25 protein-coding genes are annotated in these 26,841 nt (G+C 36.5%); 12 read left to right on the top strand and 13 right to left on the bottom strand.

Annotated elements, in window-relative coordinates; genetic code table 11:
- Positions 1-202: 202 nt before the first annotated feature.
- Positions 203-328: a hypothetical protein gene (locus BUA89_RS23420; protein WP_262487547.1), complete on the bottom strand. Its 126-nt coding sequence runs from the start codon at positions 326-328 to the stop codon at positions 203-205.
- A 156-nt stretch (positions 329-484) separates the two neighbouring features.
- Here BUA89_RS23420 and BUA89_RS14900 point away from each other — a divergent pair, with 156 nt between their 5' ends.
- The gene (locus BUA89_RS14900; protein WP_072959657.1) at positions 485-979 is read left to right on the top strand and encodes an RNA polymerase sigma factor; all 495 of its coding nucleotides are present in this window, start codon (positions 485-487) and stop codon (positions 977-979) included.
- Positions 980-983: 4 nt separating this feature from the next.
- Here the strand turns inward: BUA89_RS14900 and BUA89_RS14895 are convergent, their stop codons facing one another.
- The gene (locus BUA89_RS14895) at positions 984-1,376 is read right to left on the bottom strand and encodes a hypothetical protein (RefSeq protein ID WP_143152354.1); all 393 of its coding nucleotides are present in this window, start codon (positions 1,374-1,376) and stop codon (positions 984-986) included.
- A 331-nt stretch (positions 1,377-1,707) separates the two neighbouring features.
- Between BUA89_RS14895 and BUA89_RS14890 the strand changes: the two genes are divergently transcribed.
- From BUA89_RS14890 to BUA89_RS14870, 5 genes are all read left to right on the top strand, one after another.
- Positions 1,708-2,517, top strand: coding sequence for a FecR family protein (locus BUA89_RS14890; RefSeq protein ID WP_072959652.1), 810 nt, complete (start codon positions 1,708-1,710; stop codon positions 2,515-2,517).
- A gap of 71 nt (positions 2,518-2,588) precedes the next feature.
- Positions 2,589-5,810: a SusC/RagA family TonB-linked outer membrane protein gene (locus BUA89_RS14885; protein ID WP_072959649.1), complete on the top strand. Its 3,222-nt coding sequence runs from the start codon at positions 2,589-2,591 to the stop codon at positions 5,808-5,810.
- Positions 5,811-5,813: 3 nt separating this feature from the next.
- The gene (locus BUA89_RS14880; protein ID WP_072959647.1) at positions 5,814-7,217 is read left to right on the top strand and encodes a RagB/SusD family nutrient uptake outer membrane protein; all 1,404 of its coding nucleotides are present in this window, start codon (positions 5,814-5,816) and stop codon (positions 7,215-7,217) included.
- A gap of 125 nt (positions 7,218-7,342) precedes the next feature.
- Positions 7,343-8,221 carry a glycerophosphodiester phosphodiesterase family protein gene (locus BUA89_RS14875; protein ID WP_072959645.1) on the top strand — a complete coding sequence of 293 codons (879 nt, stop codon included), beginning with the start codon at positions 7,343-7,345 and terminating at the stop codon, positions 8,219-8,221.
- Between the two features lie 230 nt (positions 8,222-8,451).
- Complete coding sequence (locus BUA89_RS14870) at positions 8,452-10,329, top strand: T9SS type A sorting domain-containing protein (protein WP_072959643.1); 1,878 nt, start codon at positions 8,452-8,454, stop codon at positions 10,327-10,329.
- Positions 10,330-10,453: 124 nt separating this feature from the next.
- Here BUA89_RS14870 and BUA89_RS14865 read toward each other — a convergent pair whose 3' ends face one another.
- From BUA89_RS14865 to BUA89_RS14850, 4 genes are all read right to left on the bottom strand, one after another.
- Positions 10,454-10,663, bottom strand: a complete 210-nt coding sequence (locus BUA89_RS14865; RefSeq protein WP_143152353.1) for a hypothetical protein — start codon at positions 10,661-10,663, stop codon at positions 10,454-10,456.
- A 117-nt stretch (positions 10,664-10,780) separates the two neighbouring features.
- Positions 10,781-11,206, bottom strand: a complete 426-nt coding sequence (locus BUA89_RS14860) for a YybH family protein (RefSeq protein ID WP_072959636.1) — start codon at positions 11,204-11,206, stop codon at positions 10,781-10,783.
- Positions 11,207-11,348: 142 nt separating this feature from the next.
- Positions 11,349-12,218: an AraC family transcriptional regulator gene (locus tag BUA89_RS14855; protein ID WP_072959633.1), complete on the bottom strand. Its 870-nt coding sequence runs from the start codon at positions 12,216-12,218 to the stop codon at positions 11,349-11,351.
- 613 nt (positions 12,219-12,831) lie between these two features.
- Positions 12,832-16,359, bottom strand: a complete 3,528-nt coding sequence (locus BUA89_RS14850; protein ID WP_072959630.1) for a ShlB/FhaC/HecB family hemolysin secretion/activation protein — start codon at positions 16,357-16,359, stop codon at positions 12,832-12,834.
- Positions 16,360-16,613: 254 nt separating this feature from the next.
- Between BUA89_RS14850 and BUA89_RS14845 the strand changes: the two genes are divergently transcribed.
- Complete coding sequence (locus tag BUA89_RS14845) at positions 16,614-17,861, top strand: hypothetical protein (protein ID WP_083531690.1); 1,248 nt, start codon at positions 16,614-16,616, stop codon at positions 17,859-17,861.
- Between the two features lie 191 nt (positions 17,862-18,052).
- Here BUA89_RS14845 and uraH read toward each other — a convergent pair whose 3' ends face one another.
- Positions 18,053-18,460, bottom strand: coding sequence for a hydroxyisourate hydrolase (gene uraH, locus BUA89_RS14840; protein WP_072959626.1), 408 nt, complete (start codon positions 18,458-18,460; stop codon positions 18,053-18,055).
- A 340-nt stretch (positions 18,461-18,800) separates the two neighbouring features.
- Between uraH and BUA89_RS14835 the strand changes: the two genes are divergently transcribed.
- Positions 18,801-19,262 carry a hypothetical protein gene (locus BUA89_RS14835; RefSeq protein ID WP_072959623.1) on the top strand — a complete coding sequence of 154 codons (462 nt, stop codon included), beginning with the start codon at positions 18,801-18,803 and terminating at the stop codon, positions 19,260-19,262.
- A 136-nt stretch (positions 19,263-19,398) separates the two neighbouring features.
- Here BUA89_RS14835 and BUA89_RS14830 read toward each other — a convergent pair whose 3' ends face one another.
- The 4 genes from BUA89_RS14830 to BUA89_RS14820 form a co-directional block, all read right to left on the bottom strand.
- The gene (locus tag BUA89_RS14830; protein ID WP_072959619.1) at positions 19,399-19,710 is read right to left on the bottom strand and encodes a hypothetical protein; all 312 of its coding nucleotides are present in this window, start codon (positions 19,708-19,710) and stop codon (positions 19,399-19,401) included.
- A gap of 138 nt (positions 19,711-19,848) precedes the next feature.
- Positions 19,849-20,355 (bottom strand): phosphotransferase enzyme family protein, encoded by a 507-nt coding sequence (locus tag BUA89_RS23320; protein WP_228420565.1) that lies wholly within the window; start codon positions 20,353-20,355, stop codon positions 19,849-19,851.
- A gap of 87 nt (positions 20,356-20,442) precedes the next feature.
- A complete protein-coding gene (locus tag BUA89_RS23315) occupies positions 20,443-20,841 on the bottom strand; it encodes a phosphotransferase (RefSeq protein ID WP_228420564.1) in 399 nt (132 codons plus the stop codon).
- 54 nt (positions 20,842-20,895) lie between these two features.
- Entirely contained in the window at positions 20,896-21,459 is a 564-nt protein-coding gene (locus BUA89_RS14820) for a hypothetical protein (RefSeq protein WP_072959615.1), read from the bottom strand.
- A gap of 512 nt (positions 21,460-21,971) precedes the next feature.
- On the opposite strand from BUA89_RS14820, the gene BUA89_RS14815 reads away from it, so the two are divergent.
- Together BUA89_RS14815 and BUA89_RS14810 are read left to right on the top strand one after the other, a co-directional pair.
- The gene (locus BUA89_RS14815) at positions 21,972-22,808 is read left to right on the top strand and encodes an SDR family NAD(P)-dependent oxidoreductase (protein WP_072959611.1); all 837 of its coding nucleotides are present in this window, start codon (positions 21,972-21,974) and stop codon (positions 22,806-22,808) included.
- A 57-nt stretch (positions 22,809-22,865) separates the two neighbouring features.
- Positions 22,866-23,786 carry a helix-turn-helix domain-containing protein gene (locus BUA89_RS14810; protein ID WP_072959605.1) on the top strand — a complete coding sequence of 307 codons (921 nt, stop codon included), beginning with the start codon at positions 22,866-22,868 and terminating at the stop codon, positions 23,784-23,786.
- A 90-nt stretch (positions 23,787-23,876) separates the two neighbouring features.
- On the opposite strand, the gene BUA89_RS14805 is transcribed toward BUA89_RS14810, so the two are convergent.
- Together BUA89_RS14805 and BUA89_RS14800 are read right to left on the bottom strand one after the other, a co-directional pair.
- Complete coding sequence (locus BUA89_RS14805; RefSeq protein ID WP_072959602.1) at positions 23,877-24,266, bottom strand: RidA family protein; 390 nt, start codon at positions 24,264-24,266, stop codon at positions 23,877-23,879.
- A 77-nt stretch (positions 24,267-24,343) separates the two neighbouring features.
- A complete protein-coding gene (locus BUA89_RS14800) occupies positions 24,344-24,913 on the bottom strand; it encodes a Crp/Fnr family transcriptional regulator (RefSeq protein ID WP_072959599.1) in 570 nt (189 codons plus the stop codon).
- Positions 24,914-25,164: 251 nt separating this feature from the next.
- On the opposite strand from BUA89_RS14800, the gene BUA89_RS14795 reads away from it, so the two are divergent.
- Positions 25,165-25,917: a glucose 1-dehydrogenase gene (locus BUA89_RS14795; protein ID WP_072959597.1), complete on the top strand. Its 753-nt coding sequence runs from the start codon at positions 25,165-25,167 to the stop codon at positions 25,915-25,917.
- A 74-nt stretch (positions 25,918-25,991) separates the two neighbouring features.
- Complete coding sequence (locus BUA89_RS14790) at positions 25,992-26,573, top strand: TetR/AcrR family transcriptional regulator (RefSeq protein ID WP_072959592.1); 582 nt, start codon at positions 25,992-25,994, stop codon at positions 26,571-26,573.
- Positions 26,574-26,841: the final 268 nt, after the last annotated feature.

Genomic DNA, 26,841 nt, shown 5'->3' with positions numbered 1-26,841 from the left:
TATTTTCCTCCTCAAATTTCATCATCTCAAAGTGCTCAATTAATAATTCGGGTAAGAATAATTTCAGAATTTCAGCATCATTTAACATTCCACAATGTTACTATTTTTATTTTCTCCCAAACTTTTGAGACTGATCCAACATCCTGCTCCCATGTGAATCTGTCGATGGGTAGGATCGGTTTCGGGCAAACAAATATTTTCATTAATGTAAAGAGGCGTTGTTTTTAAGTAAACGGAAATAACGTTCTTCGGCAGAATAATTCGAGAAACCATCTGCTTCTGAAAAGGAAGCGAGATCGGTAAGTGTTTTTCTAAGACTTTCGGTCATGTTGAGATTTTAATGATAATATAAGAAATTATTGAATTTTGAAGCCTGCGTATACCGGAACATAATTTAAACTTAATATAAGCTTAATATGATTAACATTGCTTTTGGATATTTTTGCAGCACCAAGCTCTGAATTCGATCGAGACGTATTGCAATATGGACAGTTTTAAAGAAATATATTCCACATACAAACACCGGGTGTATTTTTTTGTGGCTAAATATGTTTCGGATGAAGAAGATATTGAGGAATTGGTTCAGGATATTTTCATACATGTCTGGAAACACTTTTCCAAAGCAGATTCCGTATCTCAGACGGAAGCACTTGTTTTTAAATCAGCCAAACAGGAAATCTCTAATTTCTATCGTAAAAGGAAAATGATTTTTGTCCCGCTGGAAAATTCTAATGAAGTAAATACTGAAGAAAACTCCGAAATCGAAAAGAAAATAACACAGGAAGATCAGCTTCAGAAAATTGAAAATCTTCTCGAGCAGGTTCCTGAAAGAAGCCGTGAGTTTTTCATTAAAAATAAAATTCAGAATCTAAGCCTTTTTACCATCGCTCAGGAAAATGAGATCTCCAAAACTGCCGTCGAAAAACATGTGAATAAGGTTTTGAAATTTTTGAGGGCGAACTTGAATTTGTTTTTCTGAAATTTTACAATGATATCATATTGGTGTTCAGACCCCAATTCAAGTTTCTTCTGGAGTTGATATATTGGGTAATTTCATCTAAAGATGTAGGCATAAAGATTCCCATGGCAATGCCTGTCCACAAATCAAGAATTTGTTTTGAATCATATTTAATGAAAAGAAAGTGGGTGGAACTTCCGATTCCTCCCGTTGCATACGTGAGGATTAAAATATCACTGCTTTTTGCGAGAAATAATAATTTCCTTCGTGGCATTTCCTTTTGATAAAGACAGCCGATTTGGTATTTTTGATTGGGATTGGCAATATTGAAATCTTCTGTAAGACAATCCAATTCCTTTTTTATATGATGAGGAATTGCCTGCTTTTTTGTTTGAATTTCAAACGTATTGCTTTTCATTTTTTCTAAAAAATAATCTAAATTTTTGTTTTCTAAAATGACACTTTCATTAATTTGAAATTTGCATTTTTTTTGAGCAAAGCAATTGAAAGATAGTAAGATTAAAGTGAGGTAGATTATTTTATTCATAATTTCTGCTATAAAAACAATTGTTTAAACACAAAATAAACAAAAGATTTTAACACTGAAGTTATAAACCTGTTTAAACTTTTTTTTAACAGACTTTAATTTTAATTCAATATTAACAAGTGTGAATTAATTATTAATTCAATAAAATTTAGGTTGACGATTTCCTCCCTTCTACGTATTCTCTAATAAAGACGGAAAAACTATGGATTTCGAAAATCAGTGGAAATCAGTAAAGAATGAAAATCGTACAATGCAGGATGCTTCAGACCAAAGGATCTGGAACGGGCTGGAACGAAAGATTCACACAAGAAAGAACAGCAGAAAGATTTTTGCCATTGCAGCGGTGCTTTTGCCCTTGTTCGTTGTGATCGGACTGTTTTTTGTAGGAAATGAAAATTCTCCTTTTGCACAGAAAATAATGGTATTTCAAACTTCCAGTGAAAAGAAAATGTTTTCCTTACCCGATGGAACAAAGATCACCCTTGAGCCACAAAGCGAACTTACATTGGCAAAAGATTTCGGTTCAAAAACAAGAAATGTTTCGTTTACAGGTAAAGCATTTTTCAGTGTGGCAAAGAATAAAAACCTTCCGTTTATTGTCGACGCAAAAGGTTTTAAAGTTCAGGTTTTGGGAACTCAGTTTACCCTGGATCAGAAAGAAAATAATAAAGTATATCTGAAAGAAGGAAAAGTAAAAGTAGATTACAAAGGTCACATTACTTATCTTTTACCGAGAGAAACCTGGCTTGCCGATAAAAATGGAGTCGAAAAACATTTCTACGATCTGGATGTGGAAAAGGATTTTGATTTTAATGATGTAAGATTCAATGAAGCCATTTCAAAATTGGAGAAAACGTATAATATTACGATTGATTATCCGCAGGAATTTAAAAATAATATCATCGATGGTGATATCTCCGGAAATCTGGGTAAGGTGCTTCAGACCATCAGTTTTCCGTTTAATTTAAAGACAGAGAAAAATTCTGGAAATCATATAGTTCTAAAAAAATAATGCAGCGGTAATGGGGGTTACCGATGCATTGAATATAAATCAGTCAAATAACAACTAATTTCAGCAAAGCTATGAAAAAAACAACAATTAGCATGATGTTGTTGGGTCTTTTGTGTGCGCCACAATTTTCCTTCGCAGAGGCTAACAAATGTTTTCAGCAGTCCGTAATTCAGCGGAAAACTCCTTTAATTAAGATCTTTGAGAAGCTCTCAAAATTGCATGGAGTAAAATTTTTTTATTCAGTTTCCGATCTGAAAGATATTCAGGTGGATGAATCCAGGATCAATTTTCAATCGTTATCTGCATCTTTGGATTACCTGAAGAAAAATGTGGGTCTCGATTTTAATGCAGATCAGAAAACCGTGACGGTTCGTCTTAATCCAAAAGCGGTGGCCAAAATAGAGAGGGAAAAAGCAGTTCAGACTGCAGATTATGTCAATTTAATAAAAGACACGGTAAAATCCAGAGAAAAAACGATTGATGAAGTAGTTTTGGTAGGATACGGAAAGCAAAGCAAAAAAAATAATTCAGGTTCTATTTCTTCAATTGACGAAAAGCAGATGAAAGGCATTGCTTCCAGCAATTTCGGAGATATTATTGCAGGCAAAGCAACGGGAATCCAGGTCACACAGGCGAATGCAAGCCCGGGAGGATCACCGACTATCAGAGTGAGAGGGATTGGAACATTAACCGCAGGATCTAATCCTCTGATTGTTGTGGACGGACTTCCTTTAACGGAAGGTTCAAATTTAAATGCCATTGATCCCAATTCCATTGCAAAAATTGATATCCTAAAAGATGCTGCTTCTGCCGCTATTTATGGTTCACGAGGAGCCAACGGGGTTATTATCATTGAAACCAAACAGGGAAAAAAGGGAAGAATGAATGTTTCTTTTGATACCTACTACGGAATGCAAACCCGAAGCGATAATGTAAAACTGGTGAACGCTTACGACATGGCTACCTTCCTGAAAGAGGCGAGAGACAATAATTATCTTTCCAAAGGCAGTAACAGAAGCAGTTTTGATGATAATGCAACAAGAGTAAGCAAAGGAGCTTCTTTAAGAGAGTTAATTCCTGATTATTTGGCTCCTTACCTTGCGAAACAATCTGAATTAACCGATACCGACTGGCTGAATACCGTGATGAGACCTGCGCCGATCAGTCAGACTTCCCTGAATATTACAGGGGGAAGCGATAAAAGTAAATATGCTTTTACAACCTCTTATTTTAACCAAAAAGGATTGGTGATCGGAACAGATTATGAAAAATTTTCAACAAGCATCAACCTTTCAACCGACCTTACAGACAAATGGAAAATAGGTGTTACCATGACGCCGTCTTACGCAACAGGAACTATTGTGGCAGATTTTTCCCGAAGCTATAACCCGGTGCAGATGGCGACAACCATGTATCCTTTCTTTAAAGCTTATAATAGCGACGGAAGCCCTACAATTTCACAGCAGATTTTAGGAAATACCTCTACAGATGCAGCTTTGGTGGAAAATCCTGTGGCGGTTCAGGACATGATAAACAGAAAATATACTTTATTTAAAACTTTCGGAAATATTTTCACCGAACTGGAACTGATGAAAGGTTTTAAATATAGATTTTCAGTGGGAGGAGATTACTCCAATTATGAATATAACTTCTTCGATCCGTCTACTGTAGGTGCTTACAGAGCAGCGGCTCCGGATGTAACTTTTGCCAACAGAACAGAATATATCCGTAAGAATTATTTAATTGAAAACTTACTTTCCTACGACAGAAAATGGGGAAATCACAGAGTGGATGCCATTGCCGGACAGTCATTCCAGCAGGAAGATAATACCCAGCTTTTTACGGAAGCAACGGCATTTCCGGATAACAGCATCAGAAATATTGCGGGAGGAACTTCGTTTAAAAATACACTGACGCAGTATAAGTGGAGGTTGCTTTCTTATTTTACGAGATTAAATTATACGTTCGACAATAAGTATAACTTGATGGCTTCTTACCGTAGGGACGGATCATCCCGTTTTGGGAAAAATTCTAAATGGGGAGATTTTTATGCTTTTTCAGCGGGCTGGACGATCAGTAATGAAAGCTTCTTTCCTGAAAATAATATCGTAACAGATTTAAAATTAAGATACAGTTTAGGAAGCAACGGAAACAACCAGATCCCAAATTTCGGGGCACTTTCTCTGATGAATCCGGAGAATTACCCTTTTGCTGGAGCTTTGACTCCGGGATATACAACAGCTACGGCTCCTAATCCGAATATTTCCTGGGAGAAATCAAGATCAAATAATTTCGGAGTCGATTTTTCTTTGTTTAAAAATATACTGAATATTTCAGCGGATTATTATATTCTGAACAGAGATGGCTTGTTGCTTGATGTTCCAGTTCCTCAGCAATCGGGCTTCAGCACTTCTTTACAGAACATTGGTAAGATTAAAAATTCAGGTTTCGAATTGCAGATTGCTTCAAAAACGTTCAATATTGCGAAAGATTTTACCTATTCGGGAAGCTTTAATTTTTCAACCAATAAAAATGAAGTGTTGGCTTTAGCAAACGGTCAGAAACAGATTATTACCGGAGAAAACAACTTCTCGATTACGAAAGTCGGAGGTTCGATTGGCGAAATGTATGGCTACAATATTATTGGGATTTACAAAACGCAGGAACAAATCAATAATTCGCCTCATATCACGGGAACCATGGTCGGAGACTATATCATGGAAGATTTGAATGGTGACGGGAAAATTGACGTTAACGATAAAAGAAGCTTCGGAAGCGGGGTTCCAAAATACATTTTGGGCTTCAATAACAATTTCAGATACGGACTTTTTGAGTTGAGTTTTACATTATACAGCGAACTTGGGAAAAAAATCTACAATGCCGATGCTGTCACAACTTTAGAATCTGGTGAAGGTTTTGGGATGGCTTCTCAGTATTATTTTGATAACCGCTACAATCCGGTAACGAATCCTGACGGTTTTTTCGGAATGCCGAACATGAATTTTTCCAATAACAGAAAAGAGGCGAGAACGTCTAATCTATACTTTAAGAACGGAGATTATTTAAGGTTGAGATCACTTCGTTTAGCATTCAACCTTCCTAAAAATATGCTGGAAAACATCGGGATCGAAAATGCGCAGATTTATCTGGTCGGAAACAATATTTTCACCATTTCAAAATACAAAGGAATGAATATCGATGCCACTTCAGACAATGTTTTGACGCAGGGCTTTGATCAGGCATATTATCCAGTGGCAAGAATTTATTCAATGGGCTTTAATCTTAAATTTTAAATCATGAAAAAAATACTTATTACAATATTCAGTCTTTCGGTTTTGGCTTCCTGCTCGTCTGATCTTCTGGACGTAAATCCTGAAGCACAAAAAGTTTCTTCACAGTTCTATACCAATTCGTCAGAGATTGAACAAGGAATTGTTTCGGTGTATGGTGCGTTACAATATACCGGGCAGTATCAATTGGGAATGCCGGCATTAGGAGAGCTTCCGTCTGATAATACCTATGATGAAGTTCCTGCAAATGATGCTTTCACCTATGGTGAACTCGATTTTTTTACGATTCAGCCCAATAACAGTTTAATTGCAAGTACCTGGAAAGATAATTATATCGGAATTCAGCAGGCAAATATTATTTTAGCCAGAATCGGAAATATTCCTGATATGACGGATGCTTTGAAGAATACAAGAATCGGGGAGATGAGGTTTCTGAGGGCTATGATGTATTTTAATTTAGTGAGAGTTTATGGTGATGTTCCATTGGTTTTAAAAGAAACCACGAATGTCAACGAATATTTCGGTCAGCCGAGAACGCCTCTCGCAGAAGTATATGCAGCGATAGAAACAGACTTGAAAGCTGCCATCGGCCTTTTGCCAAATACCATAACGCAAAAAGGAAGGGTAACAAAAGGTGCTGCTTTGGGAATTTTGGGGAAGGTACTTTTAACCCAGAAAAAATATACAGAATCTTTAACCTATTTAAATCTGGTAGAACCTTTGGGATATCAGCTTTTAACCGATGTTAATAAGATCTTTGATGTTACCAATAAAAACAATGCTGAAATTATTTTTGATGTACAGTTCGCTTCAGGATTGAACGGAAATTCGGAAGGAAGCACGGCTTTTCAGATGTTCAGTCCGTCGGGATCAGTTTCAGGGGCAAAAGGTCATAATCTTCCGACAAAAGAAGTTTACAATCTTTATTCAACCGGAGATACAAGACGTTCAGCATATATTGGGTTAACGCCTAATGGAATTCCTTTCAGTAAAAAACTGGTAAAAACATCCAATACCATTGCAGACGGTGGAAGTAATTTTGTGGTGTTGAGATTAGCCGATGTTTTTCTAATGATGGCAGAATGTTTTACAGAGCAGAATGATTTTGTGAATGCCAATCTGTATTTGAATAAAATCAAAACCAGAGCAGGAATTCCGACGGTAAATCTTAGTTCTAAAGAATCGTTTTTAAATGAAATTGATCGCGAAAGAAGGCTGGAACTGGTAGGAGAGGGACATCGCTGGTTTGATCTGCTAAGAACCGGAAAAGCGATTTCGGTAATGACCGCCCATTTCAGTAATAATCAGGGATACAGTACAGCACAGATTAAACAACATCATCTCTTAATGCCGGTTCCACAGGGACAGATCAATACAGATCCTGCAGTCAAGCAGAATCCGGGATATTAAAAAAATAAAAATAACATTATTTGAAACCTCTCATCCCGGAACCCCTTGATTTAAATTTTTTACACTTTCTTTCCCGGGATGGGATTTTCAAAATCAATCCATGTAATAACTTAAAATTAAAATCAATGTTAAAGAATAAATTATTGGCACTCCTTTTTGTTGCAATCTTTTTGGAGTTTTCTGCCCAGAAAAAAGAAGTTTCCTTATCTAAGTTTCCTGACGATAAAGTAATGGTGGTTGCCCATCGTGGTGACTGGCGGGAGGCTCCGGAAAACTCTGTTTGGGCCATTAAAAAAGCGATTGAAAAAGGTGTGGATATGGCTGAAATAGATCTTGCCATGACCAAAGACAGCGTTCTGATCCTGATGCACGACAATACAATAGACAGAACAACAACGGGAAAGGGAAAACCGTTGGATTTTACTCTGGGAGAAATTAAAAGATTTCATCTCAGAGATGGATTGGGAGTGGAAACTCAAATGAAAGTTCCGACTTTGGAAGAAATTCTTGACCTTAGTGACGGAAAAATTCTACTGAATCTGGACAAAGGCTTTGACTATATCAAACAGGTATATCCTTTAGTTAAAAAGAGAAAAATGTTTGATCAGATTTTATTTAAAGGTCACGAGTCTTACAGTGAGTTCAATAGGAAGTATGGTGATATTAAAAGTGAAATTCATTACATGCCGATTATCAGATTGGGCAAAGAAGACGATCTTAAGACTATTTCAGACTTTATTAAAAACTACAAAATCTACGGTTTTGAATTTACCATCGGATCAACAGAAAAAGATTTAATTGATTTTAAGAAATTAAAAGAAAATAAGGTAAAAATCTGGGTAAACTCCTTATGGCCGCATCACAACGCCGGAAACAATGATGATAAAGTTTTGGATAATCCTGATGTGTACGATTGGTATATTAATAAAGGAGTGAATATGATTCAGACTGATAGACCAAAAGAGTTAATTCATTATCTTAAAAATAAAGAGCTTTACTATTAAATGATAAATCAGGCTATCCTCTGGGGTAGCCTGATTTTGTGACATATAATATACTCATTTATAAATCCTGAAAATCCTAAAAAGTGTACATTATTCTTAGGAAAAAATAATAAATGCTCTTCTTATGGAAAGGTTAATCATTCATGTGGTATCTGTTTATTGTCAAAATATTGTGATTTATAGTGATGCTTTTAATATTTTTATATAATTTGCCCAGCAAAACAATATCTATGAAAACCAAAATACATTTTTTAGTTTGTATGCTTGCCGCATCTTCCTTGGTAAATGCCCAAAACTATCAGTGGCAATGGGCCAGGCAGGGCGGAGGAAATAACGGCTCATCCGGGATAGGATTTAATGAAACTACCGATGAGATGATCCGGAGTGTGGCAGTAGACAACCAGAACAATTACTATTATCTTACCACTGTATTTGGGGGAACACCCCAGCTTGATGGCCAATCGGTAACGCATTACCATTCCCGGGACTTGCTGCTTTTTTCGACAGACTGCCAGGGCAATGTTCGCTGGAGCCAGACCATCGGAGGGTATGGAGATGTTGAAAATGCATGGAAGCTGGAAACAGACAACAATGGAGGATTGTATATCATGCTTAATGCTACAAACCAGGCCAACACCAGCGCACCTTCTACTTATATTCCGATTTATTTTGACACGAATGTTTCCCTTCCGGTGGTGAATGTTGCCTACAACAGCCCGGAACCACATCCGGGTATCAATACCGCTTTTCTTTTAAAATATAATACTTCAAATGGATCCTTAGCATGGCAAAAACCGTTGCAGGGCAACGTAAGCTATGCGGTAAGATCTGCTGACAATGGAGTATGGTGCATGGATAATGCAAAAAATATCCACGCAGTTCTAGGTTTTGCGGCAGGAACACATCTTGATGGATTGATAACAGTACCGTCAACCTTCACCAACACATTTCAGTACTATCTTGTAAAATTTAATTACAACAACGGAAATATGACTCCGGCGCCTAATCCTGTTCTTCTTCCTGTTACAGGAACATTGGCATCGGCAGTAGGTGGAGGAAAAATAAACATGCTGTATGATGAGGCTTTAAACAGATATTATATTGCCGGATCAAGGAGTGCGAGTTTCCTGAGTCCTTTTCCTTTTTCTTATAATTCTGTTCCGTTTAATAATGAAGGATTTATGCTGGCCATCAATGCCGGTAACGGAAATGAAATCTGGAGAAAAGAATTTAGTGCGCCCAATACCACGGCTCAGGATGATAAAATATTCGGGCTTGTAAAAGACAACGATTCCAACATCTATCTTTCAGGATATTATTACAGGGGAACTACTGCTACATCAGTAGCTACATTTGGCAACTATAGTTTTCCTATTCCTTTCAACAGCGGTATCAATCCGTTTGTTTTGAAAATGAATTCTTCAGGCGAGGTACAATGGGCTAAAATTCACGAGGGATTAACGGCTACTGCCCCCATGGGATATCGTTTTATGAGAGGTCAATTGGTGCTTAACGGAAATGAACTGGCATTTGTTAAAGGAGCAATTGGGGATAAATGGGGAGCGTTTCAGATGACCAGGGCACAGAATGATTCGGCAGATCCTCTATTGGTACGCCTGAACAAAGATACGGGTGAAGTGATAGGAACCAATGAAATACAGAGTAATTATGGATTTCAGGATGAGCTCACTGCAGTTGCTGTAGATAATGATGGTAATTATGTGGTTGGAGGGCTGTTTCACAGTCAGCTTTTTACGGATGCTTCTGACGGGGTAAATACTTTAGTGGCAACAGGAAATAACGGGAAATCACAGTTTTTTATTTCCAAGCTTGCAAAGTCGGTCTGCAGCCAGCTTTCTGTGGAAGAAAATGCTTCGGAAGTCGGAATCAAGGTGTATCCGAATCCTGTAAAAGATATTTTATATGTTAAAAGCCAGAATCCAATCGAACGTTATGAGATTTTTTCATCCGTAGGCCAATTGGTCAGTAGCAATACGTGGAAGATTAGTACTTCATCTGTCGATGTATCATCACTGCCTAAAGGTGTGTATTACATAAAATTATTTACGGCTAAACATAATGTGGTGGAAAAGTTTGTCAAGGATTAATATACACAACGGCTACATCTAAATATTGGTATACTTACAGGTGTTAAACAAACATTCTGTGGTTATTATAAATTGCAGGTCTTTTTAGACCTGCAAAATAAAATTACTTTTTACTGTAGAAAATTTAATCACGCTTCTGATATTTTGCCCAATCGTCGAAATAGATATTTCCCTGTAAATAATCACCGGAAGGTACCAACCCGGATTTTGGAATCTCAAAAAATATATAGTTATTATTATCATCAGAAATAACATCTTTTGCCTGTCCGCTAATGTTAAGATACCGAAAAACGAACTGATCCATTGCTGCCTTTTCCAGGACCCGCAATTTCAATAATATTGTTTTTAGGAGCTTTCAAGGCCAATACTGTAACAAACTCTGCGACATCTTCTGCTGCAATCGGCTGATAATCTAATGAATAAACAAATATCTTAACATTTGAAAATTAGGTTAATATAGGCTTCGAACCTGTGTCCCGAAAGGATTGTCGATGATATATCTCCAATAGCCGTCAGATCCTTTTCTGGCAATATCGTTAGAAGTAGCTACCATATGCACCTTCTCACCATTTTTGCCAATACCTACAATATTCCAATCCAATACCAGAGAAGCAAGATCGCCCGCTACAAAAATATGTCTTGCGGTGATGCTCATGGGAAGACCGAAACTGAAATATCGGGAAAGTTCGGCACCTATGTCTTCTCTTCCACGCTGAGGTTCGCCTTTGGCATTTACAAGAATCGCATCACTTTCATAGAAGCCGAGCATGGTTTCGACATCCAAAGAATTAATATGGGCTAAAAGAGAATCTACAATGCCTTCAGGAGTGGTAGATAGGGTATACTTTCTGTTGTTTGTGGGGTTTTGATTGTTCATAAATTGAATTTTTAAATTAAAAATAAATTACCGTATTGCAATACTTAATGGTTGTGCAAAGTTGAAAAATACTTTGGTCTAAAACCACTTACAAACAACCTGAATAGGTGGACAAATCGCGTATTGAATGAAAGTAAGTCTTCTATATATTGGTATCTTTAGTATTATTACTTTGTTTTCTAAACTCCGTTGGAGAATAGCCTGTTTTTTTACGGAACAGTTTTATGAAATATTTAGGATCCTCGTAACCTAAGCAATAGGAAATCTCCTTGATGCTCACATCCGTATAATACAGCAGTCGTTGGGCTTCCGTCAATATTTCCTTATGAATGATCGAAGAAGCAGATAATCCTGTGATTTTTTTTACGGTGTCATTAAGATGGGAAACACTGATATTCAATTGTTTTGCATAGTCGGCAGGACGTTTCATGGTTTTAAAATGATATTGTACCAGGTTCCTGAATTTTTTGGTAATAATAATAGGACGAGATGCAAAATTAGAAGATTTATTTTCAGCTTTGTTTTGGTAACATAATCCTGCCTGTGCTATAAATGCCGAAAGAAGCGGTTGTTCTACTTCTCTGTAAGGAGTTATATTGAAATCTTTTAATTGCAATAATGAAAAAATAACAGACCGGAACCATCCATACTCTTTTTCAGAAAGGGTTACCGAAATTATTTCAGCTAAAGATTGATCTAAGCGTGCCCTCATAGATTCTTCGATCAAATGATTCTCAAAAGAGATATACCATCCACTGGCAACAGAATGATTAAGCACCTGATGAACCTGATCCGGAGGTGAAATGAATAAAGTTTTGGCTGGCATTACAAAATGTTCGAAATCCAATAATACTTCAAGTTCACCGGTTTCAAGGAGCATACAGGTATAGTGATCGTGCCTGTGTGGTTGGTAGGCATCTTTTATATCAGGCGAGGACCGGTCCCAGAATCCGACGGCAATACTCCTGTTATTTTCTAACCGGTGTAAAGTAATTGATTGATTTTTTTGCATATGATGATTCTAAATCGTAGATCAAAGATAAAACTCTGTAAATATAGTGTCATACTTTTTCTATTTTGTTAGGAAAAACTTTTAGGATTTAATCCATCAGATATCAAGGTTATGCTGTTACATTCATTTTTTTCAATGAGATCAAACGTATTCTTATCTGCCAATTTCAGCCAATTTTTGACAATGTCATCAGCCAAAGATTCGGTAGCATGGCTGAAAAACCTGAAAAGAGAATCCGAACCAATTTTTCTGTGAAAAGCTGTTCCGGATGATCATACTTGAAGTCCCAAAGCCTTACTTAATTCATGTAAATCACAATCATAGAATATATTGATCAGAGCGGACGGGGCAGAAGTAATCCATAGTGAAAAAAAGGAATTTTATATGGAAAGTTTATGGACTTCTTAAAAATAATATCGTTTTCCATAATAATATCAATACTTAATTTTTTGAGCCGGGAGAGTAAAATATTCTGAGTGTATATTTAATTTATTGGAATCCATCAGATCACAGCGTTAAGCTTATAATTCTAACTCGTCATTACTCAAATGATAAAAAATACAGGGTTCTGTCATGAAAATATTTATTTATTCAGTATGTAAAGCCATGATTATTAAAAAGCAAGATCCAGTCTGATAGCTAACCTGCCGCCGTCGATGGAATTAAAGTAAGCAACATTTGCTGTAGTGAGTCCTGCAATATTTAAAAATAATCCACCTCCCTGCGAAGTATGCCATTTATTTGATGATTCATTGTCAATCCAGACTCTGCCATAATCAAACCCTCCGTAAACTCCGAATGATAAGGGTAAAATACCATTTTTAATTCTTCCCAACGATAATCTCAGATCTGTACTTTGATAATAGGAAGATTTTCCGCTGAAACGTTCGGTTCTGAATCCTCTCAAACCTTCATTGCCTCCTAAAGTTGCGGCTTGGTAAAACTCAAAGTCATTATTAAAAATGTAGTTTGCCTTTATTTTAGTTGCTGCAATCAGGGTCCCTTTTCTGTCTATTTTTGTTGTTAAGCGAAATTCCGGAATAACATAAGCGAATCCTTTATCTTTAGCAAAATTCGCAGTATAACCGGCGGCTATTCCAAATCCTATTCCTTTTTTAGGAGAAGATGAAGCATCAAAATTCGAATAAGAGTATACGGCTTTAATCCCGTAAAAATCCTGTCCGTGAAATAGATCAGGATCTATGCCTGCCACATTGATATATCTTCCCGGTGTATCTTCCAGATCAATATTTTCATATTGAAGTGCGGCCTGTATCCTGCTGCCATAGTAGCCCTTGTGTATTAATGAAGGGGAGATCCAGCGGCGGCTCATGCGTACACGGTTGTATTCCATATCATCGTTGTTGTTAACTGTATTATTTCCGAATCCGAAAAAATTATTGGTATAATTGGGAGTTGTATATCCCGCATTCAGCCCAAGATTAAGGTTTCGGATAACATGGGCAAACTCGCCGGCGTACTGTAGATTTACCCCTCCTGTGGCAGTATAATAATGGGCAGAAAGTGTATGCTGTGCCGTAAAAGGATTTCGTACAAGGCTATTTTTGGTATAGCTGAATATTGCTCCCAACGCCACACCGTCGTCCGGATTGTAGCTTACTGAAGGTATTGTTGCATACAGATCTTTACGCCCTTTCATAAAATCATAATTGTTTATATTATAATTGTCTGTTAAAGTTTTAGTGGCTCTTGTTTCAAAGGTATTGGGCTTCGATCTCTGGTCATAAACATATACTTTTCTGGCATTGCTGAAGCGGTAGGTGTCATTGTTTTTTCCACCGATTATTTTAATAGGGATCAAATGATTGCCATCACCTGTAACTTCAAACACATCTTTATCATCCAAACCATAGATCCATATTTCTTTTGTGATGTTGCCGTTGTATTCGGCATCCCAGAATACAACTGATTTTACTCCGTCTTTTATTCTGTATCCTTTAACGTTTGTTTTGCCGTCCGGAAGCCTGGTAATGACAAACCAATCGTCTTTTTCTGTTCCGGTAATTGTTACAAATGATTTCAGATAACGGTATAAATTACGTGAATGCTCTTCTATACCCGCTATCCGTTTAAGTAAAGCTTCTTTTATTTCTGCCCTTTTTTTATCATCCACTTCAGCCGGTATTTTGCTGAATGCTTTTTCTACAATGCTTTCGGAAAGATGTTCTTTAATATATTGGGCTTCACGTATCCAGTCTTCTTCGGTATCATGGCGCAATACCAGTCTGTCCAGATCGTCACCGGCATCATTGAACCAGCGGATATGTCTGTAATCTCCGTTGTATCGTTGCATAAAACGCATAGAAGGGACAAGTGCTCTTAAAAGGCCCAATATGGGGCCGTCAAAATCCGAATAAGCCTGGTCTCTGTCACGGGGTATGGGACTGTACTTGAACGTACCGTCTTCCAGCTTATCTTCTGCCCATCTCCATTGGTCAGAATGTCTGTCAAAATCACCGATAACATTATCAAAAAGACGTGTCCGAATGTATAAAGACTCATTCACGGAAACTTTATCCTTTCTTTCCAGTTTTTCTATGAGATCCGGGCTTCCGATAATGGTATCATGGTATCCGAAACTTGCTACGTTACCCAAGCCATCAGAAATCTGTTCTTCAATATAGTAGATCTTATCACCATAATCGTCATTGTACACATCTAACGCTTTTTGCTTAGGGATAAAATACAGTTCAGGGTTTGCGTGGTAAACCCCAATAGCATCCGAAAGGTCAGCGATGGTTAAAGGGGCATAAGGATTGGCCGTTGTCCAGTAATCCTGCAACAGCTGTACAAAATAGGTGTCGTCTAAGCTGGGATCTAAATATTGTGTTTTAAAAAGAAAGTATTGGATAAACCTAAGGGAGCTTTTCTTGACATTCCTTAAAGCATATTCTTTTCCTGAACGGTCTTTCAATCTTAAAGAATTTGTTTGATGTCCGCCGCCTTTTCTTACCACTTCAAGGCCTCCATACAGGGTATCGAGCAATGCTGTTTTCACTTTTACAGGGGTAATATAATCTTTGCGATAGTGTTCTCCCCAAAGAGAGGTATACAATTTTGAATGCTTCAGTTCTTCGGGTTTATAAATTGATTGGTAAACATATTCAGAAGTTGCTTTTTCGTTGTACTCTTCAGTTTTTATAGGAGCATATTCGGTTACCAATCCGGTCTCAAAAACAGGTGAAGCAAATTTATTTGATGTACTGTAAAACTCTAATTTTATAGAGCCGTCTGTGTAAGACGTAATTTTAGCAAATCCTTTCTCATCGGAGCTAAATTCAGATCCTGGCCCATTTTTACTTTTTTCTCCCACCGCAGCGCTGCCACTTACAATTACAGGGATATTTCTTTCAGTAATATATTGAAGATTAGTCTCATGCCCGGCTACAAACATTACATTTTTAAAGCGTTGGGCTATTGTGAGAAGCATATCGCTGAATTCCCTGTAATGCTTATTGTTGATTTCCTGGGGATCGAGACCAAATGATAAAAAGTTATTATATTTTCCGTAAGAAACCGGCGGATGATTAAGGGCTACCAATACCTTTTTGTTTTGGCTCTTTACAATCTGGTTTTCAATTTCAGTATAAAAAGCAGTTTTACTCTTGATATCGCAGTCGTCGTTAAGGTTGGGGAATTTATTCCAATCCATGAGTGCCCATTCAGAATCAATCATCAGGAGGTCGATGGTATTGTCGATAACTATTTTTTTAATGGGACATCCGTCTTTAGGCATAAAAGCTTTAGCATTTCCAAGGCTTGTATTAATATAATCCTGTTGCTGTTTCAAACCATTGGTTCCTTTTTTCCAGTCTGTGGAACCGGGAATAAAAAATAGATTGCCTTTGAAATTTTTAAGGAGAGACAGATTGTTGCCGAGCTGTTGAACAGAAGCTTCATCCGTTTTGTCAAATCCGGAAGACGAAACATTATTGCCAAGAAAAAGAACTGTTGTATTTTCAGAGGACTGGGAGAGTTTTCCCAATTCGCGAAGCACTTCATTATTACCCGTTCCGTATCCGATGTTACCGGTTGCATAAATAGTATGGGAAACTTTTTTTCTCTCCTGTGCCTGAACTGGAAAGACAACAAAAGAAAGCAGGAATATAATTGTTCTCATGGTAATTGGTTTTGAGTCATTGACTTATATAAAATTAAAATATTTAAATCATTAAAACAATAACTAAAAAGTCAATAAATTGGGTATATTGTGTTCTGAATTGAACTTTTAATATAAATTATGCTTTAAAAAGATCAAAGCGGTGTTTGAGGAATCATAAAGTTAATACATAATTAATGCTGATGTGATCTACATCAAAAGAGAATCTGATAGTTTCGCATGCAATTTATAAACTATTAAACACAACATTAATTATGATTCAAAGAAAACTCCTTGGGTGGATGCTTTTGCTTTCAGTAACAGGCATTGGGTGCCAGAATGATGCGATTGGCCCGATTTCAACGGAAGAAGTAACTTCATCAAAAACCAACGTCAGTAAAGCGGCTGCGGACGTAAGTGTTAATGCTTATGTAGATACAAGCACTTATATCAACACCGGCTTCAGCTTTTTAAACCCATCTCAGGTTGATAAAAACCGTCAGGCTATTGGCGGAAATGCTTACACCGAAGTATACGGATTCAATATCCCTGAAGAAAACAGAGTACGAGGAATCCGCTGGAATACCGATGATGAAACTACATCGATCTGGAGACCTCAGGGGATTGCAGGATTTACCAAAGACGGCGTTCGCTATCTGTTGGTAAGCTGGTATGCAAAAGACGATGCTGAGTTTAAAGGTTCCCGCATTACTCTTATTGACATTAGCCCAAGTTCAAGCACTTATCTTACCTACCGTCATATTCTGTTGGTACAGCCTGATATTCCTGCAGGTACAACTGCCTATTCACAATACGGTTCTTATGCTCCGTTGAATGTGCATGCCGGTGGGATTGCCTATTTTAAAGGTAAAATATATCTCAGCAGTACCAATTTAGGGGTTAGAGTATTCGATTTGAATAAAATTATTGAAGTGAGTACTGGTGATACAACCAATGATAAATGTGGTAAAGATGCCAACGGTAACTTATATGCTTTCAATTATCGGTATATATTGCCCCAAATAGGGTATCAGAAGATCAATAATGCCAATCCTTTCTCCACGATTCAGGTGAATGATGAAGGAACTCAGTTCTGGACAGGACAATATTATGCAGGAAGTGCCGATGCTTCTATTGTTCCTAAAGTGTTTGGTTTTCCTGTAGATGCAAACGGAACCCTTCAGAATACAGGAATTGTATCAATAACTCCAAAGAACAGTCTTTTCACAGATAATCATGCGCATGGAATACAAGGAGTATTCAGGAAAGGGAACAGGACATGGCTTTCGTGTACAGGATCTCCAAGTAATTCTTATGGCTCAAATGCTAGATTAGCCCGTTATACCGATGGAGCTGATGACACAGTACGTTACCGCTGGCCATATGGGGCAGAATCTCTTTATTACGAATCTCAATATAACTATTTATGGAGTTTAACAGAGTTTGAACCCAATGCTGGAGCTCAGAACGGAAGTCAGGTCAACAGATGTATTTTTGCTGTTGATTTTTCTAAATATGAATAGCCGGACTGCATATCAGAAATTAAAAAAAATAGACTGTTTCAAAAAGACAGTCTATTTTTTGTGGTTTACGTGTTAAAAAATAACGAAGCGCATCAGCAGATTTTTTCGACTACAATTTCATAAGATAGGATGCTTAAAATTATTAGAATAATTTTTTTCTTATCGTATAATAATTAAAGGAAATTCCAGGATTAATTTCCCCTGTATGTTGAATAGCCGTATGCAGATAAAGTAATCGGGACATGATAATGGTTGTTATCCTTGATCTGAAATACAACTTCAATAAAAGGATAAAAACTCTCCACCTTGTTTTTCTTAAAATATGGCTCGGTATAATAAGTTAATTTGTAAATACCATTATTTGATTTTTCGGTAGGTAAAAAATCTGCAATTCTCCCATTGATATCGGTGCTTTTCTTTTCAATAAAAGTCCACAATTTCGTTTGCTCGTTGTATTTTTCTAATTTAATTTCTACTTCGGAGACCGGTGTACCTTTAGATATATCCAGAATGTGACTGGATAACTGATATTTTACGGTTTGCGCAAAAATACCAGTGGATAAAAAGGAGATAAGGAGTGTAAGGATAAGCTTTTTCATGAAGAGAAAATTTTATATTATATATCCAGCGGTTAACAAAAATAAAGCCAAAAAGTTTATTTAATCCGAACAATTTGGATGAATTGAAGCTGGAGTTATCAGAATTTACTGAATTGATTAAAACCGAAAAATATCCTTAATTTTCCTAACTGAATATCACAAGGGCTTCGCAATAGAGGAGCGAAACCGCGAGACGTTAGATATACAATACTGAATCTCAAAAATGATCAAAATAATCTTAGATCTGTGGCATAAGTAACTTTACAAAACTTATATAAATTAAATTGATGTAGTTTTTACATTTTTGATTTACAGCTATTTAAAATAAGGTTAATAAAAAATGGCAAAAAATATATTACGGAAAATTAAAATAGACAATGAGACGTACTTGTGGAAAAGATCGCATCTTCATTTAACAAACTATAAATACTCAAAATGCGTTGAAAAGGTTGTGATCTATCTTGAAGGATATAAAAAATCTCCGCTTCAACTTTCGTTTCAGGAAGAGGATAATTTAACGCTTAAATCAGATATAGAAAAAGAAAGATGGCGTGTAGGCTATCCCGATGATGGAGTAGTTTGGCTATATAAGCATGAACCTCCTTTACCCTATAATGAACAATGCCCGGCTGATGAGGAACAAACTGTTTACATCAATTTGAATCGGCCGGCTGTTATAGCTGAACTAATTCGATATTTTCTTCATAAAGACTGGAAACCAAAAGAAAGTACAAAGCCGTACATTATTGAAGATGCATTGAGACTCCTTGAGATTATTGCATTGCCTAAAGGGATAATATGAGTAGTGAGATGCCTTATTTTTCTTCGATTGAACTCTAGGGCAAGGATTTCCGTATTAAATAATATCCGTTTTTCAGAAAGGATAGGGTGGATGATGCTAAAATTAACTAAGAAACTGTAAAAAGCTCCTACATTACTTACCTTTCTATATAAACATCCGTAATAATGCCGCTCCCTATCGTTCCTGACTGATCTGAAAGCTCGAAATCCATTCCTTTATATAACTTTCCTAAAAATGATTCAGCATGTACTAAGGTAATGTCAACACTTACGGAATCACCGGGAAAAATAAGTGCCTCTTCTTCCACTGTGTGGATGCCGATGTATGTTGTAAGCTCAAAAGGAAATTGAAATGAAGCACGGAATCCGTTGGATACAGGGCTTACCAATCCTCCTTTTTCAGGAGTACGATAACTGATGAGTGCTTTAAAATGTATAGATTTTTTCATAACGTTTAGTCCGGGCAAATGTAGAAATATAAATCTTTACAATGATAGGTTTTTGTTTGGGTGATTATTTTTTGAATCTCTGTTTTGAAAATCTCTGATATATTTTCGTCACTTCAAGTGCCCTGCACATTGCTTTTGTTATTCAATCTGGATATTATGGTAAGTCATCCAACGTTTCAGGTTTCCAACCATTCTTTTTAGGTGGTCTTCATTTAAGAATATATTGGTCCAGTAATCAAACCTGTCGCACTGAACCGCTATATAATAGATGATAATTGCTAAACCGATAAAAGAAATATACTCTTTTTCTTCACTGCTGAGTTCTGTTACGCTTTCGTAGCCTTTCATAAAGCTTTCTGCTTTTATTTGGTATTCTTCTTCATTCAGGTGTGTTGCTAGCAACTGAAACAGGAAGTAAGAAATATCTAAACACAGGTAGCCGTTTCCACAAAAATCAAAATCAAAAAAGGTGATTCCTTCTTTATCATCAATGTGTAAATTATCAAACCAGGCATCGAGATGCACACTTCCGAATCTCGTTGTTTGAGGATCAATATTTTCTATTTTTGAAATTAAGTAGGAAGACAGTTTTTCTAAAAATTCAATTTCATCAATGGCATTACGGTAAAATTCTTTTGTTCTCAAAACCGGATTTATCAGCAGGTTCTGAGTGTTGTAGGAGATTCTTTTCAGTTCAAAGTTTTCCGCCGATTGATGGACTTTGGCTAATGCCTAACCGATCAGAAAGCTTGTTTCCGGTGAAAATTTTGCTGCTTTTTTACCTTTTGCAAATGAGAATAAAACGCCAAATCTCTCTCCTTCAGGTGCCTGAATTTTTTGAATAAAACTTTTGGATAAGGCTGCAATGGGATAGGCGACCGGTCTGCCGTTTTCTTTTAAATGGGTTAAGAGCCTTACTTCTTCTTCCACCTCTAGTTCGGTACGCAGGTTATGAGTATATACTCTGAAAACGTAGCTTTTTTCACCGTCTTGAATCCTGTATAAATGGTTCATGGCCAGTCGGATGATGCTGCATTCTGTTCTCTCGCTGAGTCCATATTGCTGCTGAACAAATTTACAAAGTGCATCGGGGGAAATCGTACTGTTTATCGTCGGAAATATATCTGTCATGGGTTCTGAGGGATACTGTAAAATCTTTTTGAGAATGTTGACCTGAATGGTATATTATTTTAGCAAAGGAATAATTTTGTTTTCATACATTTTCTTTGAATTTTTCCAATCCTTATTGTAGTCTTTCCAATTGCTTACATAGATTGTCTTTCCGCTTTTGTCCATGAGGATAATTTTTGAATAATCATCAATGGTTTCAAAATTGGATGGAGTAATTTCCGCAACAAATTTTTTATTTCGTTTACCTACTTTTGTTCCGTAGAGTTCATCTTTTAGTACTATATATTTTACTTTTTCATCAGCGTTCTTTATAAAGTTGATTGCACTGTTTATTCGGCGATCCTGTTCAGCCTCTACCAATAGGACGAATACATCTGCCATTCCCGTCTTTTCTAGGTCTAAAGTGTCGGGTAAATGCATGAGACAAGGTGCACACCAGGAAGCAAGCGTGTAAAAAATGGTATAAGGCTTTTGTGAATTTTTTGCAATACAGATTAAGTCTTCTTTGTCTACTGTCGTAGCAGAAATAAACTTGGACTGCTGAAGATTGCATTGTTCAATTTGTGCCTGTATACCGAGTGAGAGTAAAACTGATAAAGAAACCAGGAGTTTTTTCATGTTGTTTTTAGCTTTTTATAAGAATTGGATTACGAAGCCCAAAGATATAGAATTCCCTCTAAAATCTACAGTTTTGATGAGTTTGTCTAATTAAAGTACAGCGGTATAATGGGTAATTAATTAGTGATTTTTACAGCGTGCATAATTTTTTTATCAACCTACCTCTGCGGAGCCAATTCGCATTGTATCCGACAGGCGTAAAACCGGTTGCTTTTTTGATGGCACCTGCGGCGTCTTTTATAAATTTCCTTTCAATCTTCGTAGGATAAATTATATCATTAAACCTAAAAAAGAAAACATTAAATTTAAAAATACTTTAATTTTTATTCTCTTGAATGCTTTTAATGCTCTAATAATAGCTGTATAAATATTTTGCCTCTTTTGATGATAAAAATAAGCTAAATCTGATAGATTTTAAACTTCCTCAATTCGCCTACAAATGTCTGCGGTTAGCATACAAAACTGTGTATGAAGTGTCCTACTTTTGCTATGTAAAACAAAAATTAATTAAAATGACACAGCAAAATAGAGTATGGTTTATTACCGGAGCATCTAGAGGTTTCGGAAGAGTTTGGACAGAAGCAGCATTGGAACGTGGCGATAAGGTTGTTGCTACGGCAAGAAAATTAGAAAGTATTTCGGTGCTTAATGAAAAATATGGAGACCGCGTTCTTACTTTAGAACTGGATGTTACCAATGCAGATCAGGTGAAGGAAGTCGTAAAAAAAGCCCACGAACATTTTGGAAAACTTGATATTGTACTGAATAACGCAGGATATTCATTAGTCGGAACAATTGAAGAAGCCGATACCGACGAAATCCGAGCTTTATATGAAACAAATATTTTGGGCCCTGTAAATGTTGTTAAGGCCGGATTGCCGATTCTGAGGGAACAGGGATATGGCCATATTTTGGGAACTTCCAGCAATCTTGGCCACATTACAATGCCGGTAATTGGATATTACAGTTCCTCTAAATGGGCATTTGAAGCGATCTATGAAAGTCTTGCTCTGGAAGTAAAGCAATTCGGAATTAAAGTGACGATCATTGAGCCCGGAGCGTATGCAACCGAATTTGGAAGTCAGGAATCGCTTAAGTTCTCAGAAGGAATGGAAGTATACAGCAATTTTAAAGCTGAATTTATAAAAGGTCTGCAAAATTTGGAAAGAGGTAATCCTGAAGCCACTCCTCAAGCACTCTTCAAAATGGTTGATTCTGAGAACCCGCCATTGAGATTTAATTTAGGAAGCAGTAATCTTGAATGGACAAAATCTGTTTATGCCGACAGAATCGCTGTTTGGGAAGAATGGGACGAGGTTTCCCGTTCTGCACAAGGCGAATCCAAATAAATGAAAACAAACCGATTACTCATTTTGTGATCGGTTTTTCTTATCTTTAAAAACAATATGAAAAAAGAAGATCATACTCCACAACGGTTTGAATCATTGACTGATGCGCATCGTTTTTTTAATATACCGCCGCCGAAGCATCCGCTCATCAGCTTGCTGAACGGAGCCAATAATACCACTGTGGTGGAAACAATTCCGCATCGTCATGTTTTGAGTTTTTATAAAATTTCCTACAAACCAAAACTGAGCGGAAAGATAGAATATGGACAGGATTATTATGATTTTGATGAAGGCGGTTTACTGTTTGCAGCGCCTGGCCAGATTATCGGAGGAAAAAGTGGGAGCGATACGGCTTGTTCACAATATTCGCTGTTGATTCATCCGGATTTCTTTTTGGGTTATTCATTGGCAAAGAAAATAAAGCAGTACGGGTTTTTCTCTTATTCCATTAAAGAAACTTTGCATTTGTCTGAAGAAGAGAAAAATACAATTCTTTCTATTTTTAATTTTATTGAATCTGAATTAAATGCACGAATAGACGATTTCAGCCATGATGTGATGATTTCCCAAATTGAATTATTGCTAAATTATGCCAATCGTTTTTATAAACGTCAGTTCATTACAAGAAAAGCAACCAGCAACGATCTTCTGCAAAAATTTGAAACGATATTAAATGCGTATTTTGATGACGAAATCTCTTTACATCAAGGTATTCCAACCGTAAGTTATTTTGCCGAAAAACTGAACCTTTCTCCAAGCTATTTAAGTGATATGCTGCGTTCATTAACAGGACAAAGTACTCAACAGCATATTCATGAAAGGCTGATAAATAAAGCGAAAGAAATGCTTTCAACAACCAGTTTATCGGTGGGTGAAGTGGCGTATGCTTTGGGATTTGAGCATTCACAATCGTTCAGTCAGTTATTTAAAACGAAGACCCATCTTTCACCTTTGGAATTTAAAAAATCTTTTAATTGATTTTAAGCTGAAAATTTTAAATACAATACAACCGTGTCTGGAAAACACGGTTGTATTAATGGTTTCAAAGTTAAAAGCTTCTTAATTACACTATTTTACAACAGTTGCTTCAAATTCTACTTTTAAGGTTTCGAATAAAGTTTTTACTTCCATAGCAGTCGTTGTCTGCTGAATCTGGTGCTCGGTAATCCAGTTTTGAAAAACATCAAAATTATTGAAAAACTCTTCGTGATTTGTTGTATAAATATTGAGACGAACAATATTTTTTACTTCAAAATCTGCTTGTAAAATTACCTTTTTAAGGTTTTCAAGCGCTTTAGAAATCTGCGTTCTCATATCATCGTTGCTGGAAATTCCATTGTCGTCAATAGCCGTCTGCCCCGAAATGTACAGTGTGCTCTCAACGTTTTTTACTTCTACGGCTTGTGCATAATCTCTGCCATCCTGCCACGTCCACGGATTAATGATTCTTTTTTCCATGTTGAAAATTTTTAATTAAACAATAGAGCAAAGTTCAGGATATGGTTTTCGATTAGGTGTGACCTGTGTCACAATTATCAGGACTCTCTGAAAAAACGGCTCAATGTTTCTCGGGAAAGCCCGAGATATGCTGCCAAAGTGGTTTTAGGAATCCTTTGGATTAGAGAAGGGTAGTATTTTAGGAATTGTTCGTAGCGTTCTTTGGCATCTAACGTCATTAAAGACAAAATTCTTCGCTGGTTAGAAATATGCCCGTTTACAGCTTTTGACAGGAAAAATTCTACCATTTTCGGAACTTCTTTCAGCAATTGATGATAATCTTTATAAGACAGTTTCAAAACTGTAGTTTTTTCTAGGCATTGCAATACTTGTGTTGCCTTTGTTTGGGTATAAAATGCCATATAATCGCTTTCCCACCAGTCTTCCATAGCAAAAGAAATAATGTGCTCTTTGCCTTCTTTATCATAATAAGAAAGTTTTACAAGCCCGGAAATAATGAAATAAACATGTTCTACTTTATAATTTTCCCGAATAATGAAATCCTTTTTTTGAAAATATTCTTCAGTGAAAAAAGAGCGGACATGTTCTATCTCACTTTCGGAGAGATTTATGATTTTTTGGATGTGGTTCGCAAGGATATTCGTCATTAAGTTTTTGGAATAACTTTTTGTATCAAATATAATTTATTTTGAATCATGAACTCTTCTTTTTCCCAATATTTCACCTAACAATTCACCACGGCTCGCGATTGACGCGATATCTCCAACGGGGACAAATCTCCTAAAAAGAGGATTAATAAAATTTAACAAAAATTTAACATTATTATTACGGAACGATCATTCCGTTAATGTAATTTTGTATCAGAAAATTTACAAACAATATTTAAAACATTTTAAAAATGAAAAATTTAGAAAACAAAGTAGCTATCGTAACAGGCGGAAATAGCGGAATCGGATTAGCAACAGCAAAAGAATTGGCAGAAAAAGGGGCAAAAGTGATTGTAACCGGAAGAAACAAAGAATCACTTGTGCAGGCAGAAACAGAGCTGAATGTAACAGCAATTCAGGCAGATCAGACAGATTTAAAATCTATTGACAGTTTGGTAGAGCAGGTTTCTTCTCAGTTCGGAAAAGTTGATATTTTGTTTTTAAACGCAGGAATTGCGGCTTTCGCGCCTGTAGATTCGGCTTCAGAAGAACACTACGACAGCATTATGAATGTGAATGTAAAAGGAGTTTATTTCACAATCCAGAAATTATTACCGATCCTTAATGACGGAGCTTCTATTATTTTAAACACTTCGGTGAACGCGCATTTGGGAATGCCAAATTCTAGTGTGTATGCAGCGAGTAAAGCAGCAGTTTTATCTTTAAACAAAGTATTTGCGGTAGAATTGGCATCAAGAAAAATCAGAGTGAATGCAGTTTCTCCCGGTCCTGTTGAAACTCCGTTGCATGGAAAATTAGGATTATCAAATGAAGAAGTCGAAGGTTTCGGTGTGGTTTTAGGAGAGAAAATTTTATTGAAAAGATTTGCACAATCCAGCGAAATTGCAAAAACAGTAAGTTTCTTGGCTTCAGAAGATTCTTCTTTCATCACTGGGGCAGAAATCGTTGTTGACGGTGGTTTAACTGTGAATACAGTAGTTTAAAATTTTTTTCTCAAATTCCGGAATGAATGTTCCGTAAATTTCTTATCTTTGCTTAACAATTTAAAGTTAAAATCATGGCAAGAACTAAAGAATTTAATGAAGATCAGGTATTAGACAAAGCGATTGAGATTTTTTGGTACAAAGGGTACAACGGGACTTCGGCGCAGGACCTGGTGACTCATCTTGGTTTGAGCCGTTCCAGTCTGTATGATACTTTTGGAGATAAGCAGAAATTATTTGTCGCTTCTTTGAAAAAATATCAGAAACAATCTCAGGATCAGATCGTAGAGCTTTTCGATACTTCAGAAAATATTAAAGAAACACTACAAAATATTTTCAAACAGGCAGTTATCGAGAGTCTGGAAGACCGCATCACAAAAGGCTGTTTCATGGTAAATACTTCGATTGAGCTGGCTGTGCACGATTCCGAAATTTCCGAAATTGTACAAAATAATACCCAGATTATGGAAGGTATTTTTACAAAAGCCATGCAAAAAGGTCAGGATTTGGAACAGATTTCTAAAAATATGGATGCTAAAACGTTGGCAAGATTTATTTTTAATAATTATTCGGGAATCAGGGTTTTGGCCCGTACCGGAGAAGCAGATAAGCAGGTGTATGATGATATCTTGAAAGCTATGTTTTCTGTTATGTAAATCAGTCTCATTTTGCATAAAATATTTAAAAAACAGCTTTATTTTTAATAGGGCTGTTTTTTCTATCAAATTAATTTTATCTGGACTTGTTCTGGGCTAAAGCAATCGTTTCTCATGTCAGTTAGTGGTTGCTAATAGCTTGATCATAGCCTTCAATTAGATTTACCAACAAAATACCGAAGTTAGTCAATTTTTCAGTTGATTAAAAATATATTCTTTGCAAAGTGCGACTCCTTTTTTATAAGGTTTTCTTGATATTACTTTTTAC

This window comes from Chryseobacterium arachidis, from assembly GCF_900129245.1.
GTDB lineage: Bacteria > Bacteroidota > Bacteroidia > Flavobacteriales > Weeksellaceae > Chryseobacterium > Chryseobacterium arachidis.
Note: the sequence above shows the minus strand (reverse complement) of the source record. Positions and strands in the feature narration are given on the sequence as shown.

Coding starts and splice junctions, on each gene's coding strand:
- BUA89_RS23420 (WP_262487547.1), bottom strand. CDS start 328: ATGACCGAAAGTCTTAGAAAAACACTTACCGATCTCGCTTCCTTTTCA.
- BUA89_RS14800 (WP_072959599.1), bottom strand. CDS start 24,913: ATGACGAATATCCTTGCGAACCACATCCAAAAAATCATAAATCTCTCC.
- BUA89_RS14855 (WP_072959633.1), bottom strand. CDS start 12,218: ATGCAAAAAAATCAATCAATTACTTTACACCGGTTAGAAAATAACAGG.
- BUA89_RS14810 (WP_072959605.1), top strand. CDS start 22,866: ATGAAAAAAGAAGATCATACTCCACAACGGTTTGAATCATTGACTGAT.
- BUA89_RS14880 (WP_072959647.1), top strand. CDS start 5,814: ATGAAAAAAATACTTATTACAATATTCAGTCTTTCGGTTTTGGCTTCC.
- BUA89_RS14835 (WP_072959623.1), top strand. CDS start 18,801: ATGGCAAAAAATATATTACGGAAAATTAAAATAGACAATGAGACGTAC.
- BUA89_RS14820 (WP_072959615.1), bottom strand. CDS start 21,459: ATGAAAAAACTCCTGGTTTCTTTATCAGTTTTACTCTCACTCGGTATA.
- BUA89_RS14875 (WP_072959645.1), top strand. CDS start 7,343: ATGTTAAAGAATAAATTATTGGCACTCCTTTTTGTTGCAATCTTTTTG.
- BUA89_RS14830 (WP_072959619.1), bottom strand. CDS start 19,710: ATGAAAAAATCTATACATTTTAAAGCACTCATCAGTTATCGTACTCCT.
- BUA89_RS14890 (WP_072959652.1), top strand. CDS start 1,708: ATGGATTTCGAAAATCAGTGGAAATCAGTAAAGAATGAAAATCGTACA.
- BUA89_RS14860 (WP_072959636.1), bottom strand. CDS start 11,206: ATGAACAATCAAAACCCCACAAACAACAGAAAGTATACCCTATCTACC.
- uraH (WP_072959626.1), bottom strand. CDS start 18,460: ATGAAAAAGCTTATCCTTACACTCCTTATCTCCTTTTTATCCACTGGT.
- BUA89_RS14815 (WP_072959611.1), top strand. CDS start 21,972: ATGACACAGCAAAATAGAGTATGGTTTATTACCGGAGCATCTAGAGGT.
- BUA89_RS14790 (WP_072959592.1), top strand. CDS start 25,992: ATGGCAAGAACTAAAGAATTTAATGAAGATCAGGTATTAGACAAAGCG.
- BUA89_RS14795 (WP_072959597.1), top strand. CDS start 25,165: ATGAAAAATTTAGAAAACAAAGTAGCTATCGTAACAGGCGGAAATAGC.
- BUA89_RS14850 (WP_072959630.1), bottom strand. CDS start 16,359: ATGAGAACAATTATATTCCTGCTTTCTTTTGTTGTCTTTCCAGTTCAG.
- BUA89_RS14845 (WP_083531690.1), top strand. CDS start 16,614: ATGATTCAAAGAAAACTCCTTGGGTGGATGCTTTTGCTTTCAGTAACA.
- BUA89_RS14885 (WP_072959649.1), top strand. CDS start 2,589: ATGAAAAAAACAACAATTAGCATGATGTTGTTGGGTCTTTTGTGTGCG.
- BUA89_RS14900 (WP_072959657.1), top strand. CDS start 485: ATGGACAGTTTTAAAGAAATATATTCCACATACAAACACCGGGTGTAT.
- BUA89_RS14870 (WP_072959643.1), top strand. CDS start 8,452: ATGAAAACCAAAATACATTTTTTAGTTTGTATGCTTGCCGCATCTTCC.
- BUA89_RS23315 (WP_228420564.1), bottom strand. CDS start 20,841: ATGACAGATATATTTCCGACGATAAACAGTACGATTTCCCCCGATGCA.
- BUA89_RS14805 (WP_072959602.1), bottom strand. CDS start 24,266: ATGGAAAAAAGAATCATTAATCCGTGGACGTGGCAGGATGGCAGAGAT.
- BUA89_RS14895 (WP_143152354.1), bottom strand. CDS start 1,376: ATGAAAAGCAATACGTTTGAAATTCAAACAAAAAAGCAGGCAATTCCT.